Origin of the sequence: Serratia inhibens (assembly GCF_003591175.1) — a bacterium.
Lineage (GTDB): Bacteria > Pseudomonadota > Gammaproteobacteria > Enterobacterales > Enterobacteriaceae > Serratia > Serratia inhibens.
The window spans coordinates 151,669-167,427 of sequence record NZ_QYYG01000007.1; the positions used below are offsets into that span (position 1 = coordinate 151,669).

Annotated in this window: 12 protein-coding genes and 1 tRNA gene; 6 read left to right on the forward strand and 7 right to left on the reverse strand. The window is 58.0% G+C overall.

Translation table 11 applies throughout. The features are described from left to right. Positions 1 to 5: 5 nt before the first annotated feature. Positions 6 to 1,019, reverse strand: a complete 1,014-nt coding sequence (gene tsaD / locus D4100_RS19550) for a tRNA (adenosine(37)-N6)-threonylcarbamoyltransferase complex transferase subunit TsaD (protein WP_119805063.1) — start codon at positions 1,017 to 1,019, stop codon at positions 6 to 8. A 326-nt stretch (positions 1,020 to 1,345) separates the two neighbouring features. Between tsaD and rpsU the strand changes: the two genes are divergently transcribed. From rpsU to rpoD, 3 genes are all read left to right on the forward strand, one after another. Further along, complete coding sequence (gene rpsU, locus D4100_RS19555; protein WP_001144069.1) at positions 1,346 to 1,561, forward strand: 30S ribosomal protein S21; 216 nt, start codon at positions 1,346 to 1,348, stop codon at positions 1,559 to 1,561. A gap of 136 nt (positions 1,562 to 1,697) precedes the next feature. Beyond that, on the forward strand, positions 1,698 to 3,446 hold the full coding sequence (dnaG, locus tag D4100_RS19560; protein ID WP_004948354.1) for a DNA primase: 1,749 nt from the start codon (positions 1,698 to 1,700) through the stop codon (positions 3,444 to 3,446). A gap of 158 nt (positions 3,447 to 3,604) precedes the next feature. Beyond that, positions 3,605 to 5,443 (forward strand): RNA polymerase sigma factor RpoD, encoded by a 1,839-nt coding sequence (gene rpoD, locus D4100_RS19565; RefSeq protein WP_006320545.1) that lies wholly within the window; start codon positions 3,605 to 3,607, stop codon positions 5,441 to 5,443. Between the two features lie 71 nt (positions 5,444 to 5,514). Here rpoD and mug read toward each other — a convergent pair whose 3' ends face one another. Next, a complete protein-coding gene (gene mug / locus D4100_RS19570) occupies positions 5,515 to 6,003 on the reverse strand; it encodes a G/U mismatch-specific DNA glycosylase (protein ID WP_043912856.1) in 489 nt (162 codons plus the stop codon). Between the two features lie 148 nt (positions 6,004 to 6,151). Here mug and D4100_RS19575 point away from each other — a divergent pair. After that, a tRNA-Ile gene (locus D4100_RS19575) sits at positions 6,152 to 6,228 on the forward strand. Between the two features lie 426 nt (positions 6,229 to 6,654). On the opposite strand, the gene D4100_RS19585 is transcribed toward D4100_RS19575, so the two are convergent. Beyond that, positions 6,655 to 7,371 (reverse strand): HPP family protein, encoded by a 717-nt coding sequence (locus D4100_RS19585; RefSeq protein ID WP_006320542.1) that lies wholly within the window; start codon positions 7,369 to 7,371, stop codon positions 6,655 to 6,657. 171 nt (positions 7,372 to 7,542) lie between these two features. Here D4100_RS19585 and yfcF point away from each other — a divergent pair, with 171 nt between their 5' ends. Next, positions 7,543 to 8,178 (forward strand): glutathione transferase, encoded by a 636-nt coding sequence (gene yfcF / locus D4100_RS19590; protein ID WP_006320540.1) that lies wholly within the window; start codon positions 7,543 to 7,545, stop codon positions 8,176 to 8,178. Positions 8,179 to 8,246: 68 nt separating this feature from the next. Here the strand turns inward: yfcF and D4100_RS19595 are convergent, their stop codons facing one another. Genes D4100_RS19595 through D4100_RS19605 form a run of 3 tightly spaced genes read right to left on the reverse strand, consistent with a single transcriptional unit; the run spans position 8,247 to position 12,283 of the window. Further along, positions 8,247 to 9,491 (reverse strand): aromatic amino acid transport family protein, encoded by a 1,245-nt coding sequence (locus D4100_RS19595; protein WP_006320538.1) that lies wholly within the window; start codon positions 9,489 to 9,491, stop codon positions 8,247 to 8,249. Positions 9,492 to 9,549: 58 nt separating this feature from the next. Continuing rightward, positions 9,550 to 11,004, reverse strand: a complete 1,455-nt coding sequence (locus D4100_RS19600; protein ID WP_119805065.1) for an NAD-dependent succinate-semialdehyde dehydrogenase — start codon at positions 11,002 to 11,004, stop codon at positions 9,550 to 9,552. A gap of 13 nt (positions 11,005 to 11,017) precedes the next feature. Beyond that, on the reverse strand, positions 11,018 to 12,283 hold the full coding sequence (locus D4100_RS19605) for a 4-aminobutyrate--2-oxoglutarate transaminase (protein WP_119805066.1): 1,266 nt from the start codon (positions 12,281 to 12,283) through the stop codon (positions 11,018 to 11,020). A 121-nt stretch (positions 12,284 to 12,404) separates the two neighbouring features. On the opposite strand from D4100_RS19605, the gene pdxR reads away from it, so the two are divergent. Next, on the forward strand, positions 12,405 to 13,874 hold the full coding sequence (gene pdxR, locus D4100_RS19610) for a MocR-like pyridoxine biosynthesis transcription factor PdxR (RefSeq protein ID WP_119805067.1): 1,470 nt from the start codon (positions 12,405 to 12,407) through the stop codon (positions 13,872 to 13,874). Here the strand turns inward: pdxR and D4100_RS19615 are convergent. Further along, entirely contained in the window at positions 13,861 to 15,480 is a 1,620-nt protein-coding gene (locus D4100_RS19615) for an ABC-F family ATP-binding cassette domain-containing protein (protein WP_119805068.1), read from the reverse strand. The genes pdxR and D4100_RS19615 overlap by 14 nt on opposite strands. Positions 15,481 to 15,759: the final 279 nt, after the last annotated feature.

Here is a 15,759-nt window from a genome sequence, read left to right on the forward strand (position 1 = left end):
ATCTATCATACCGCAGGCAATTCTGCCAACGGCCAGCGCGGGCGCACCGAAACGCTCAGTTCCGGGTTGGCGCCGCTTTTCAATCGCACCAAGCCCGCATAGGCGATCATCGCACCGTTATCGGTACAGAATTCCGGACGGGCATAGAACACCTGACCACCGCGTTTACGCATCATTTCCGCCATTTTGGTGCGCAGAGTACGGTTGGCGCTGACGCCGCCGGCCATCACCAGGCGTTTAAAACCGGTCTGCTCCAGCGCACGTTTGCATTTGATCGCCAACGTATCCACCACCGCATCCTCAAACGCGCGAGCTATGTCCGCGCGTGTCTGGTCATCATTACCGTTGGAACGAATGGTGTTGGCGGCAAAGGTCTTCAGCCCTGAGAAGCTGAAATCCAGCCCCGGACGATCGGTCATCGGGCGCGGGAAGGTGAAGCGGCCCGCAATGCCCTGTTGCGCCATTTTCGACAACATCGGCCCGCCGGGGTAATCCAGCCCAAGCAGCTTGGCGGTTTTATCGAAAGCTTCACCGGCCGCATCGTCTATCGACTCGCCCAGCAACTCATACTGCCCAATGCCGGTCACGCCGATCAACTGCGTGTGGCCGCCGGAAACCAGCAACGCGACAAACGGGAATGCGGGCGGATTGTCTTCCAGCATCGGTGCCAGCAGGTGGCCTTCCATGTGGTGCACCGGCACCGCCGGCACGTTCCAGGCAAACGCCAGCGCGCGACCAATGGTGGCGCCGACCAGCAACGCGCCCACCAGGCCAGGCCCGGCAGTGTAGGCGACGCCGTCGATATCGGCAGCGGTCAGGTTAGCTTCCTTCAAGGCCGCCTGAATCAGCGGCACGGTTTTACGCACGTGATCGCGGGAGGCCAGCTCCGGCACTACACCGCCGTAATCGGCATGCAGCTTCACCTGGCTGTACAACTGATTCGCTAATAAACCGGTCTGATCGTCATACACTGCAATTCCGGTTTCATCGCAGGAGGTTTCTATACCCAGTACTCGCATTACCCTTTCCCATCATTCACGTGCGGCCTGCAGTTTACCACAATCATGCCTATTTACCGCCAGCCGGGTACATCTTGTCGCCGGCCGGAAGCTATGTTGATGATTCCAGCCATAAATGCCGGTTTGATTAAAAACGAGCATTTTTTTCTGATTAGACTATAATCAGCGCCCGATGCAAAATTGCGCACGTTTTACCAGGGCGGCGCAGGTTTCAATTTGCTGTGGTGCTTTACAAAGCAGCATCCGTTGAAGTAAAATTCCGCACCATTTTGAAAAGGCTGGCGCTTGGCCAGCAGCAAACCGAATTTTATTGAGGTGAGAGGCACATGCCGGTAATTAAAGTACGTGAAAACGAGCCATTTGACGTTGCTCTGCGTCGTTTCAAACGCTCTTGCGAGAAAGCAGGCGTTTTAGCTGAAGTTCGTCGTCGTGAGTTCTATGAAAAACCGACTACCGAACGTAAACGCGCTAAAGCTTCTGCTGTGAAACGTCACGCGAAGAAACTGGCTCGCGAAAACGCACGCCGCACTCGTCTGTATTAATTCTTCGGGGGTAACCCCGCCGCGTGAATTTCTGATTTTAAAAATCGCGCAGACCGTGTAGTTGCATACGAAGGCCGTGCTTTCCGAAAGGAATGCGCGGCTTGTTCTCGTTTATAGGCTAGTAAAGTAAGGGCTTATGGCTGGACGAATTCCGCGTGTATTTATCAATGACTTGCTGGCTCGCACCGACATCGTCGATCTGATCGACGCGCGTGTAAAGCTCAAGAAGCAAGGCAAGAACTATCACGCGTGCTGTCCGTTCCACCACGAAAAAACGCCTTCATTTACTGTTAATGGCGAAAAGCAGTTTTACCACTGTTTTGGTTGTGGTGCGCACGGTAACGCCGTCGACTTTCTGATGAATTACGACAGGCTCGAGTTTGTCGAAACCATCGAAGAGCTGGCGACCATGCACGGGCTGGAAGTGCCTTACGAGGCAGGAACCGGGCCGACCCAGATCGAACGTCATCAGCGTCAAAGCCTGTATCAACTGATGGAACAGCTCAGTACGTTCTATCAACAGTCACTGCATCAGCCTTCCGGCACGCCGGCGCGTAATTATCTGCAACAGCGCGGGCTCAGTGACGACGTTATCCGCCATTTTGCCATCGGCTTTGCACCCGCCGGTTGGGATAACGCATTGAAACGTTTTGGTCGTGACGCCGACACGCGTCTCGCATTGAACGATGCCGGCATGCTGGTGACTAACGATCAAGGCCGCTCGTACGATCGTTTCCGTGAGCGCGTGATGTTCCCTATTCGCGACAAACGCGGGCGAGTGATCGCCTTTGGCGGACGCGTATTGGGTGACGGCATGCCGAAATACCTGAACTCGCCGGAAACCGAAGTATTCCACAAGGGTCGTCAGCTGTACGGCCTGTATGAAGCGCAGCAGAACCACCCTACCCCGCAGCGTTTGCTGGTAGTGGAAGGCTATATGGACGTGGTAGCGCTGGCGCAATACGGCATCGATTATGCCGTCGCCTCGCTCGGAACCTCAACGACGGCTGAACATATTCAGCTGCTGTTCCGCGCTACCGATAACGTTGTCTGCTGCTATGACGGTGACAGAGCCGGTCGCGAAGCGGCCTGGCGCGCACTGGAAACCGCGCTGCCCTATCTGAACGACGGGCGCCAACTGCGGTTTATGTTTTTGCCCGACGGCGAAGACCCGGACACATTGGTCCGAAAAGAAGGCAAAGATGCCTTCGAACAGCGAATGGAGCTGGCGCAGCCGCTTTCCACTTTCCTGTTCGAAACGCTGATGCCACAGGTGGATTTGAGCAGCCCGGACGGCCGCGCCAAACTGAGTACGCTGGCACTGCCACTGATTACCCAGGTGCCGGGCGAAACGTTGCGCTTGTACCTGCGCCAACAGCTCGGCAGCAAGCTTGGCCTGCTCGATGACAGCCAGCTAGACAAGCTGATGCCCAAACAGGCCGAAAATGCGAATACTTATCAGGCGCCCCAGCTAAAACGCACAACCATGCGTATACTAATAGGGTTACTGGTACAAAATCCGCAACTGGCTACACTTATCCCTTCACTCGAGGGATTGGAGCAGACCAAACAGGCGGGTTTACCGCTGTTTGTCGAGCTGGTGCAGACCTGCCTGGCCCAGCCGGGGCTGACAACCGGCCAATTGTTGGAGCAATATCGCGACAACAAATTGAGCCAGCAGCTTGAAACCCTGGCGACATGGAACCATATGATCGTTGAGGACAGGGTCGAGCAGACATTTTTGGATACCTTGGCCAGCCTGTACGACTCCGTACTGGAGCAGCGGCTGGAGACATTGATCGCACAGGCCAGAACGCACGGCCTGAGCCCGGAAGAACGTGAAGAAGTCCGTTCTCTCAATCAGGTTTTAGCGAAGAAAAACTGAATACCAAACGGCTTAAGTGCCGATAAATGCGAGGGCAGAAGCCCTGCAATATGCCGCCACAGTGGGCCGCGGCAACAACAAAAACGCCCCAAATGCTATTGTTGGCGGTTTCGCCGACCGACACCAACCTAAATACTCTGAAGTGTGGATACCGTCTTATGGAGCAAAACCCGCAGTCACAGCTTAAACTTCTTGTCCAACGTGGTAAGGAGCAAGGCTATCTGACCTATGCTGAGGTCAATGACCATCTGCCGGAAGATATCGTCGACTCCGATCAGATCGAAGACATCATCCAGATGATTAACGACATGGGCATCCAGGTGATGGAAGAAGCCCCGGACGCCGATGACCTGTTGCTGGCTGAAAACTCAAACAGCACAGACGAAGATGCGGAAGAAGCTGCCGCTCAAGTCTTGTCCAGCGTTGAATCTGAAATTGGCCGTACCACCGACCCGGTGCGCATGTACATGCGTGAAATGGGTACCGTTGAACTGCTGACGCGCGAAGGCGAAATCGACATCGCCAAGCGTATTGAAGACGGTATCAACCAGGTTCAGTGCTCGGTTGCCGAATACCCGGAAGCCATTACCTACCTGCTGGAGCAGTACGATCGCGTTGAAGCCGGCGAAGCTCGCCTGTCCGACCTGATCACCGGTTTCGTCGATCCTAATGCGGAAGAGGACATCGCCCCAACCGCAACGCACGTCGGTTCTGAGCTGTCGACCGAAGAGCAGAACGATGACGAAGAAGACGAAGAAGACGACGACGACGCTGAAGACGACAACAGCATCGATCCGGAGCTGGCACGTCAGAAATTCACCGACCTGCGCGATCAGTATGAAGCGACCCGTCTGGTCATCAAAAAGAACGGCCGTAGCCACGCCAGCGCAGCGGAAGAAATTCTGAAGCTGTCTGAGGTGTTCAAGCAGTTCCGCCTGGTGCCAAAACAGTTCGACTTCCTGGTCAACAGCATGCGCATCATGATGGACCGCGTTCGTACTCAGGAACGTATCATCATGAAGCTGTGCGTTGAACAGTGCAAAATGCCGAAGAAAAACTTCGTCACTTTGTTCGCCGGCAACGAAACCAGCGATTCCTGGTTCGAAGCGGCGCTGGCGATGGCCAAGCCATGGTCAGAAAAGCTGAAAGACGTAACGGATGACGTACAGCGCAGCCTGCAGAAACTGCGTCAGATCGAAGAAGAGACCGGCCTGACCATCGAGCAGGTGAAGGACATCAACCGTCGCATGTCTATCGGTGAAGCGAAAGCGCGCCGTGCGAAGAAAGAGATGGTTGAAGCCAACTTGCGTCTGGTTATTTCTATCGCCAAGAAATACACCAACCGCGGTCTGCAGTTCCTGGATCTGATTCAGGAAGGCAACATCGGTTTGATGAAAGCGGTAGACAAGTTCGAATACCGTCGTGGTTATAAGTTCTCAACTTACGCCACCTGGTGGATCCGTCAGGCCATCACCCGCTCTATCGCCGACCAGGCGCGTACCATCCGTATTCCGGTGCACATGATTGAGACCATCAACAAACTCAATCGTATTTCGCGCCAGATGCTGCAAGAGATGGGCCGCGAACCGACGCCGGAAGAGCTGGCTGAACGTATGCTGATGCCGGAAGACAAAATCCGCAAAGTGCTGAAGATCGCCAAAGAGCCGATCTCCATGGAAACGCCGATCGGTGATGATGAAGATTCGCATCTGGGCGATTTCATCGAGGATACCACCCTCGAGCTGCCACTGGATTCTGCCACCTCGGAAAGCCTGCGCTCTGCAACGCACGACGTATTGGCCGGCCTGACCGCCCGTGAAGCGAAAGTGCTGCGCATGCGTTTCGGCATCGATATGAACACTGACCACACGCTGGAAGAAGTGGGCAAACAGTTCGACGTTACCCGTGAGCGTATTCGTCAGATCGAAGCCAAAGCCCTGCGTAAACTGCGCCACCCAAGCCGTTCCGAAGTGTTGCGCAGCTTCCTGGACGACTAAGGCCAGCGATTGGCTGCAAACAAAAAACCCCGGCCTGCCGGGGTTTTTTATTGCCTGAAATCCTGGGGGAGTCACTCCAGCGCCAGGAACAGCTCGCGGTAGCTCTCGGTAAGCTGCTCCAGCGTGGCGCGGTTCAGCCCGCTGGGATTAGGCAATACCCACACCTGGGTTTTGCCGATCGTCATCTCCTGCCGCCCCCAGGGCGCATTTTTCACCCCGAAGGCGCTGCTGAACGCCTGCTTACCCAGAACCGCCAATGCATGCGGCTGGAATTGCAGAATTTTGTCTTTTAACGCATCGCCGCCGCTGCGCAATTCTTCACGCGTCACTTCGCTGGCCGCGACCGTCGGGCGCGCCACCAAAGCGGTGATGCCGCAGCCGGTATCCTGCAACTGCTGCCACTGCTCCGGTGCCAGTTGGCGCTGGGTGAAACCGGCCTGATGCAACACCTTCCAGAAACGGTTACTGCCATTGGCAAAGGGATAGCCCTGATGAGCCGATGAAAGGCCGGGATTGATGCCGCAAAACACCACCCGCAAGTTTGGCGCCAAAAGATTCATGGATCGATGAGGTCCGATAAAAGGGATTTACACCGGTTATCGCAAAATCCACCAGCAATTACAACAGACTAGAACTGCGCATAAAAACAACATACAGATGCTTAACTATAGACCTGCGCCGAAGGATTACCGTATAATCTCGCCGCTTGGCCCCTTAGCTCAGTTGGTTAGAGCACGCGACTCATAATCGCTTGGTCACTGGTTCAAGTCCAGTAGGGGCCACCAAATTCTCGCTGATATAACAGCGCATCAAACCACCTCACAGCAGGTGGTTTTTTGTTTCCGCTCACTCAACGCTGCCAAAGCGAATCCCGTCCTTCCTGATGCACATCGCAACGCCGTAGCCCGATGTCACGCAGTTGCTCCCGGCTCATCGAGTGTAAAGCCTTTCTGCGACCATACGAAAAAAAACCACGGCTGCAATACCGGCATAATTTACGCCACAAGCGTTCGCGGTCAGCAGGCAAGTCTATTGCCTTTTCCATCACGTCACCTCAATTACACGCAAAGTAATAGGGTGACTCAGGTCACAAACACAAGACAGATTCAACGACTAACAATCAAAACCACACAGATCAACGTTCTGTGATTCTGTATGGTTAAAACAGTGGGTTTGTGTACCGGTTGCCGTTTTGCTGCACGCCGACGTAATCAGGCTGCGCCGTTCTGCCGCCGATGAGCGACCTGCTCCGCTCGTTGCAGGATTTCCTGCAAATCGTCCTCGTCGATGTCAAACAGCTCGCCCTGCATCAGCACTTCATGCAGATCCGCCCGGGTAATAGATACCGCATCAATCGGCAGGCCGGTGGGCTTGGCTTCGGCCGGTGCCAGTTGGTGCGGATAGCGGCGTCCGGCCAGGTTATTGAAGATAATCGCCAGTACCGCCAGCAACACCGAATTAAGCAGCACCGGGTACAGCACAAAGCTGTAACCCAGTTGGTGAATGCCCGGCCCGCCGAGGATCGCGGTCAGCGCCACCGCGCCGCCGGGTGGATGCAGGCAACGCAGTTTGAACATCAATCCAATGGCCACTGCGGCCGCCACTCCACAAGCCAGCCCGGGATCGGCAATCAGCAGGCTGGTGCTGACCCCCACCAGCGCAGCCGACATATTGCCGCCCACGATCGACCAGGGTTGCGCCAACGGGCTGTTCGGTACGCCAAACAGCAAAACGGCGGAGGCCCCCATCGGGGCGATAAACCACAGGTTCACCTCCCCCAAAACAAAGTGGCTGATCCAGCCGGTAATCATCAACCCCAGCCCGGCGCCGATGCTGGAAAGCAAAATCTCTTTTTTGCCCATGGCCAACGGGTGCGGCCACAGGCGCGCGCAACCAATCTTGAATCTTGTTACTAATGAGTTCTTCATGTTACTTCGCACTGCCAAATTCAACGTAATAGCAACAAATATATCACATCATCCCTGGCGGAATAATCGCTGCCCCGCCTGCCCCCGGCAACAACTTTCCGCTAACAGATTGATTTTTCGCCACCCCTCGGCAATGATCAATGTTCTCCCCTTAGCCTTGAGGAAAAGCCGATGTCTCAACCGATTACCGAGCTCTATACCGACAGCCAATTTTTCAGCCCTTATGCCATGTCCGCATTTATTGCACTGACGGAGAAAAGTATCCCCTTCACCGTGAAACCGGTCGATTTGGCGCAGGAAGAAAATAAAGGCGCTGCCTATGCGGCACTGTCGCTAACCCGTCGGGTACCTACGTTGGTGATCGGTGAGTTCCAGCTGTCCGAGTCCTCGGCGATTACCGAGTATCTGGAGGATATTCATCCGGCTCATGCGGTCTACCCGCGCGACGTCAAGCTGCGGGCCAAAGCGCGTGAAATTCAAGCCTGGCTGCGCAGCGATCTGTTGCCAATTCGCGTCGAACGGCCAACCGAGGCGGTATTCGCCAACCAAAAATTCCCGCCGCTGTCCGCCGCCGCCGAGGCCGCAACCAACAAGCTGATCGCCGCAGTCGAAAAATTACTGAGCCACGGCCAGGATAATTTGTTCAGGGAGTGGTGCATTGCCGATACCGATCTGGCGTTGATGCTGAACCGGTTGGTGATACACGGGGATGAAGTGCCGGAAAACCTTCGCCACTACGCGCAAAAACAGTGGCAACGCCCCTCTGTGCAGGCCTGGCTGGCGCTGCCGGAGAAAACGCACGGCTGAAAAAAATCGGCGGCCACAACGCCGCCGTTCTCAACTGAGAAACAACATCACTTCTTGAGGGAAGGCAGTCACCATCCAGAGGGCAGATAACCTAACAACGAGGCAATGGCGTATACCGCACTGGCCAGATACAGCAGCACAATGCTGATCTGCAACAACGGGTGGGTGATCCAGTTGCACTGCCAGCGCGGCGTTTGATCACCGTGCTTGCGCGCCCCTCGCAGGATCAACATCGGCATAATCGACAGGATCACCCCGCTGAACACCCCGGCGAAATACAGCGCGTTAACGAACGACACCAGGCCGCTGTATGCCAGCGCGAACGGGGGTACCACCACCAGCAACAGCACGCCGAATCGGCGCAGCGGTTGCTCGTCATTGCCCAGTCTGAACTGGTCGAAAATATTGGTCAGGAAACTGCCGCCCAGCCCCCAGTAAGAGGTCAGCATCGCGCACAGCGCAAAGATATTGGCGGAGAAGAACGCCCACTGCCCAAGAGCCTGCCCCCAGGAAATGGTCGCCACGTCGGAGATATTATTCAGCCCGCTGAGGGCGATCACCGACATCGGCACCGCCGCCAGCAGCACGAAGGTTACCGCCATGCCGACGATAATCGCCTTCGGCAGTTGCTCCGGCTTATCCGAGAAGCCACGCGCCATTTCCGGCACTATGTACTGCGCCGAGAAGCAGAACACCACCACGTTGAATACCGGCACCATAAAGCGCCAGTCGCCGTCCAACAGGTTGCGCATCTGGGTGGTGTCTTTCAGCAGTGTGGCCGCCACCAGCGCGGTCAGCATCACCACCATGCCGATGCTGATAAATTTCTCGCCGCGGCCAATCGCCTTCAGCCCCAGGTACAACACCCCCGCTGCGGGAACGAAAAACAGCAGGCTGCCGATGGCCGGCGAGATACCGAACAGAGATTGCAGCAGCTTGCCGCTGCCGGTCATGTATGCGGTCAACGCCCCGACGCTGTTGACGCAAACCGAAGCAAACATCAGCCAGGCGCCGATACCGCCGACATAACGTTTAGCCAGCCCGCTTAATTGCAGGTGCGCGCGGGTGCGCAGGGTGGATTCGGCGACGTACAGCATGGTGATGGTGGTCAGACTCCCCACCAGCACCAGCCAGAACAACAGCGGTAAAAAACCGGCTTTGCTGGAGGCATAGGCGATGGACAGCACGCCGGCGCCAATATTGGTGCCGACAATCATCGCCACCCCTTCGAGGAAACTCAGTGATTTGGCGGGTGCAGGCGTTCGCACCCCGGCGGCAAGCGCCGGAGAAACAGTGGTGTTATCAGCAGACATACGGCATCCTTTGTTGCCCGGCGGCTCCGGCCACCGGGGCAGGTTAATTTCCCGGTGGTTAACAGCTCACATCGATACACAGGTATTTCAGCTCCAGATATTCTTCAATGCCGTAACGCGATCCTTCACGTCCGAGTCCTGATTGCTTCACACCGCCAAACGGCGCGACTTCATTGGAGATCAGCCCGGTGTTGATGCCGACCATGCCGTATTCCAGCGCTTCCGGCACTCGCCACTGGCGCGAGGCGCTTTGCGTGAACAGATAAGCGGCCAGACCGAATTCGGTGTCGTTGGCCATGGCGATCGCTTCCGCTTCATCATGGAAACGGAACAACGGCGCCACCGGGCCAAAGGTTTCTTCCCGGGCGAAGCGCATTTTTTGCGTCACACCAGTCACCACCGTCGGCTGGAAGAAGGTACGGCCCAGTTCGTGCGGCTGCCCGCCAATAGCAATCTGCGCGCCTTTGATCAAGGCATCGTCGATGTGGCTCTGCACTTTATCCACCGCGTCCTGATCGATCAGCGGCCCCTGGGTGGTGCCTTCATGACTGCCGTCACCGACCTTCAGTTGCTCGACCGCCGCCACCAGTTTGTCCACCAAACTGTCGTAGATGCCGTCCTGCACGTAGATGCGGTTGGCGCAAACGCAGGTCTGGCCGCTGTTACGGAATTTTGAGGCCATGATGCCCGCCACCGCCGCGTCCAGATTGGCGTCGTCGAAAACGATCACCGGCGCGTTGCCCCCCAGCTCCAGCGACAATTTTTTAATCGTTGGCGCGCACTGCGCCATTAAAATGCGGCCGACCTCGGTCGAACCGGTAAAGCTCAGTTTGCGCACCACCGGGCTGTCGCACAGCACCTTGCCTACCTGCGCTGCGTCGCCGGTCACCACCTGCAGCACGCCCGGCGGAATACCGGCATCCTGCGCCAGCTTCGCCAACGCCAGCGCGGTCAGCGGCGTCTGCTCGGCCGGTTTGACAATAATTGCGCAGCCCGCCGCCAGCGCCGGCGCAACCTTGCGGGTGATCATCGCCGCCGGGAAGTTCCACGGCGTGATCGCCGCGCAAACGCCGATCGGCTGTTTCACTACCACCAGGCGCTGCGAAGCCAGTGGCGCCTGTAACACGGCGCCGTCGACGCGCTTGGCCTCTTCGGCGAACCAGGTAATAAACGAAGCGGCATAGGCGACTTCACCACGCGCTTCCGCCAGCGATTTACCCTGCTCGGCAGTCATCAACTGCGCCAAATCCTCCTGGGCCGCCAGTACCTTGTCGGCCCAGGCCAGCAGCAGTACGGAGCGCTGTTTGGCCGTCAGCTGTTTCCAGCCCTGCTGCGCCAACTGCGCTGCGTTAATCGCCTGCTGCGTTTCTTCTTCGCTGACCAACGGAATGCTTGCCAGCTCTGCGCCGGTCGCCGGGTTGATGACCGCTTCACGCTGGCCGCTCAACGCGTCGCACCACTCACCGTTAATCAGGCACTGGCTGCGCAGCAGCTCGGGATTATTCAGTTTCATTGCCGGTCACTCCTTATTGGGCCAACGCGCGGGAAAGAATGCCCAGCGCCTGGGTGAACTGCTCCTCAGGGATGGTCAGCGGATACAGGAAGCGGATCACGTTGCCGTTCACACCGCAGCTCAACAGCAGCAGGCCCTCTTCCAGCGCCTTCTGCTGTACCTGACGGGTGATCTCCGCCGAAGGCTTGCCGGTCGCCGGATCCTTGAACTCCACCGCCACCATCGATCCCTGCGCGCGAATATCCGCGATCGCCGGGCTGGTTTTACGCGCCTGTTGCAGCACTTCTACCAAATGCTGGCCCAAACGTTGGGAACGCTGGCACAGCTGTTCTTCGTCAATCACGTCCAGCACCGCCAGTGCCGCGGCCACCGCCAGCGGGTTACCGGCATAGGTGCCGCCCAGCCCGCCCGGCGCCGGGGCATCCATCACCTCTGCACGGCCGGCCACCGCCGACAGCGGCATACCGCCCGCCAGGCTTTTCGCCATGGTGATCAGATCCGGTTTCACCGCGTAATGCTCCATGGCAAACAGCTTGCCGGTACGGGCAAAACCGGTCTGCACTTCGTCGGCAATCAGCAAAATGCCGTGCTGGTCGCACAGTTCGCGCAGCGCCTGCATAAAATCGGCCGGCGCGATGTTGAAACCGCCCTCGCCCTGCACCGGCTCCAGCACGATGGCGGCCACTTGTTTGGGATCGATATCCGCCTTAAAGATGCGCTCCAGGCTGTTCATCGCGTCTTCGGTGGTCACGCCATACAGCGCATTAGGGTACTGGCCGTGGAACACCGAACCGGGGAAGGGCCCGAAGCCCAGCTTGTAAGGCGCCACTTTGCCGGTCAGCGCCATGGTCATGTAAGTGCGGCCATGGAAACCGCCGCCAAAGGTGATCAGGCCCGGCCGGCCGGTATAGGCGCGGGCGATTTTGACCGCGTTTTCCACCGCTTCGGCGCCGGTGGTGAACAAGGCGGTTTTGCAAGGGCCTTCGATCGGTGCGCGCTGGTTGATACGCTCTGCCAACGAGACGTAGCTTTCGTAGGGAACAATCTGATAAGCGGTGTGGGTGAAGGCCTTCAGTTGCCGTTCAATGGCGGCGATCACCTTCGGATGCCGGTGTCCTGTATTCAGAACAGCAATACCGGAAGCGAAATCGATAACCTCATTGCCTTCTACGTCCCACAGCGTGGCGTTCTCCGCACGCTCGGCGTAAAAACCGCACATCACGCCAATCCCGCGTGGGGTGGCATCCTGGCGACGTTGATTCAGTTCTGCGTTTTTCATGCTGTTCTCTCCGCTCGGTGTCCGTTGTACGTTTCGTTCACATTCGTGAAACAATGACGTTTATTTACACAGGATGTGGCTCTATAATCGAGTGCCAGTTACGATTAATTGAGGGATCCAATTGCGCTCACTGAGTGGTGATCTGTTATTGCAGCGCCTCGGCGAACAGCCCGATGATAAGCTGCACAAGCGGCTGTATAACGCGATCCGCACCAGCATTTTGGACGGCAGTTTGCCGCCCTCCAGCCGCCTGCCCGCCTCGCGCGATCTGGCGCAGGAACTCAGGCTGTCACGCAACACCGTATTAACCGTTTATGAACAACTTTTGGCAGAAGGTTATGTTTTGGCACGCGCAGGCAGCGGCACATTCGTCGCCGAAACCGTGCCGGACAGCTGTTTATCTGCCGTCAGCGCCCCCGCAGGCAGTGACGGAGAACAACGGCGCATTGAGCTGTCGGCCCGAGGATCCACCCTGCTGCATCACGCCAGCGCCAGCCCCAAACAGTGGGGCGCGTTTATCCCCGGCGTACCCGACGTCAACGCCTTTCCTCACCAGCTGTTCAGCAAGATCCAGGCGCGCATCAGCCGCCGCCCGGTCCCGCAGCGACTGACCTACAGCAATCAGGGCGGCAGCCCGGAGTTACAGCATGCATTGGTGGACTATCTGCGCGTGGCGCGTTCGGTGCGCTGCTCGCCAGAGCAAATTTTGATTACCGAAGGTATTCATCAGGCGATAGATCTGGTGACGCGCATGCTGTGCAATCCGGGTGACGACGCGTGGATTGAAGAACCGGGTTATTGGGGGATCCGCAATATTCTGCGGATGAACGACGTGAATATCTGCCCGCTGGGGGTCGATGAGGCCGGCATGGTGCCGCCGGAGCAGCCAACCGGCTCGCCACGACTGATTTTCGTCACCCCATCGCACCAGTATCCGCTGGGATCGGTGATGAGCCTGGCGCGGCGGCAGCGGTTGCTGGCATTGGCGCGCAACGGCGGCAGCTGGATTGTCGAAGATGACTACGACAGCGAATTCCGCTTTTCCGGCCAGCCCATCCCGGCGCTGCAAGGATTGGAAGCCGATGCGCCGGTGATTTATATCGGCACCTTCAGCAAGACGCTGTACCCGGCGCTGCGGCTGGGTTACGTGGTGCTGCCAAAACCCTTGATGACGGCGCTGAAAACCGCGCACGCCGAACTGTATCGCGGCGGACACCTGCTGATCCAGACCGCGCTGGCGCAGTTTATTCAGGAAGGCCACTACACCGCGCATATTCGCCGCATGCGGCTGCTGTATGCCCGGCGGCGGGCATTTCTGACCGCGTTGATTGAGCAGCATCTGGGCAAGCAGGCGCTGAGCGAATTCAACAACAACGCCGGGTTGCACCTGATCCTGAACCTGCCGGACGAAGCCGACGACGTGGCGATCGCCGCCGCCGCCGCCGCACGCGGCGTGCTGGTGCGGCCGCTGTCGCGTTACTATATGCTGCCCAACCACCGCCGCGGGCTGCTGATGGGCTTCGCCTGCGTGCCGGAGGAACAGATGGCCGCCGCCTTTACCCTGTTGCTGCAATGCATTACAGCGCCCTGAACTGCCAGCCCTCGTCCTGCCAGTGCAGGCGATGAGTCAGTTTCAGCGCCCGCAGGAAGGCTTCGTCGTGCGAGACCACCAGCATCGCACCGGGAAACTCCGCCAGCGCGGCCTCAATGGCCAGTGACGAAGCAAGATCCAAATGGTTGGTCGGCTCGTCCAGCAACAGCAATTGCGCCGGCTCCTTACGCCACAGCGCACAGGCCAGCGCCGCCTTCAGCCTTTCTCCACCGCTCAGCGCCGCCAACGGCAACCTGATCCGTTCCGCACCAAGTTGCAACTGCGCCAGTTGGGTGCGCAATGCCCCCTCGGCCAGCGGAGAATCCTGCAACCCCAGCAGCGCCATCACCGATAGCCGCGAATCGAACTGCGACAGGGTTTGGTCGAGGTAAGCCATTGGCAGCGGGCAGTGAACGTGACCGGACACCGCAGCCAACTGGCCGAGAATCACCTTCAGTAACGTGGATTTTCCGCAGCCGTTCGGGCCGGTCAGCGCTACGCGCATCGGCCCGTCGATACGCATATCCAGCGGCGGCGCACTGACAAAAGGCAGTTGCAGCTGCTCGAGCACCAGTACCTGTTTGCCCGGCATCACCGCGCTGCCTGGCAGGGTCAACATCACCGGACTGTCTTCTTCCACCCGCTGGTACGCCTCGCGCACGGCGGCATCGAGGCTGCCTTTTTGGTCCTGATGCTGTTTGCGCAGCGTGCCGAGGCTCTCTTTGGCCGCCGCCTTGTAGGCCACACGTTCGAAAGAGGCGATATTCAGCGTGTCGACGGTTCTCAACGTTTGGGCTGAGCGCCGCTGGCTGATGTCGTGTTCTTTCTGCTGCCGGGCGCGAGCGCGTTTGCGCTCCTGCCGGGCATGTTCCCAGCCGGCTCGCGCCGCCTGCTGCTCCAAATCGCGCTGCCGGCGATAGTCATCGTAGTTGCCGCCATAGCTGTGCAGCCCGTCGGGCGTCAGCTCGACGATGCGCGCCATACGCGCCAGCAATTGCCGATCGTGGCTGGCAACCAGCAGCCCGCCGCGCCACTGCGCCAACTGCCGGTACAGCCAGTCGCGCCCGTCGGTATCAAGATGATTGGTCGGTTCATCCAGCAGCAAGCAATCCGCACCGCCCAGCAGCGCGCTGCACAGTGCCGCGCGCATTCGCTCCCCGCCGCTCAGGGAGCCGGCCGGCCGCAGCGGATCGAACGCCGGCAGCCCGGCTGCGGTAAAGGCGGCGTGCAGACGATCTTTCAGATCCCACTGCCCTTCCAGGCGATCGATATCGTCCGCCAACGGACGCCCCTGCTCAATGCGCGCCAGCGCGGCAAACACTTCGCCATAGCCCAGCAATTGCGCCAGCGTGATCTGCGCTGCAATCTCCGGCTGTTGCGCCACATAGGCCAGCGAAGCATGTTTTTCCACATGCCCGCCACCCGGTTGATCCAGGCCGGCGATCAGGCGCAGCAGACGGGTTTTGCCGACGCCGTTGCGCCCAACCAGGCCACAGTGTTGTTGATCGAAAGTGAGATCCAGCGGGCCGAACAGCATTTCGCCGTTAGCAAGCTGGCAGGTCAGTTGGTGTAAAACAAAATAAGGGGATTGCGCAAAATGAGCCATAAGCACTCCTGAGTGAAATCAAAGCATCCCCATCCGGCACCGGCGTGCTCAGCATGGGACAAGATATCAACAGGCGTGTTTGTTCATTTTCGGTTATGGCTCCGCAGAGAAGGCATGGATATGCCGCAGGCAAAGGTTATCCGATAACTTGTCTACTATGCAAACAACTACAAAGATTCATGACATCTATCACATTCAGCGCAACGCAGATTCCCAATGGCACAGACAACGGCTAGATTTATCTCATCCGACCACTTGGGTCGAACATAATAATAACGA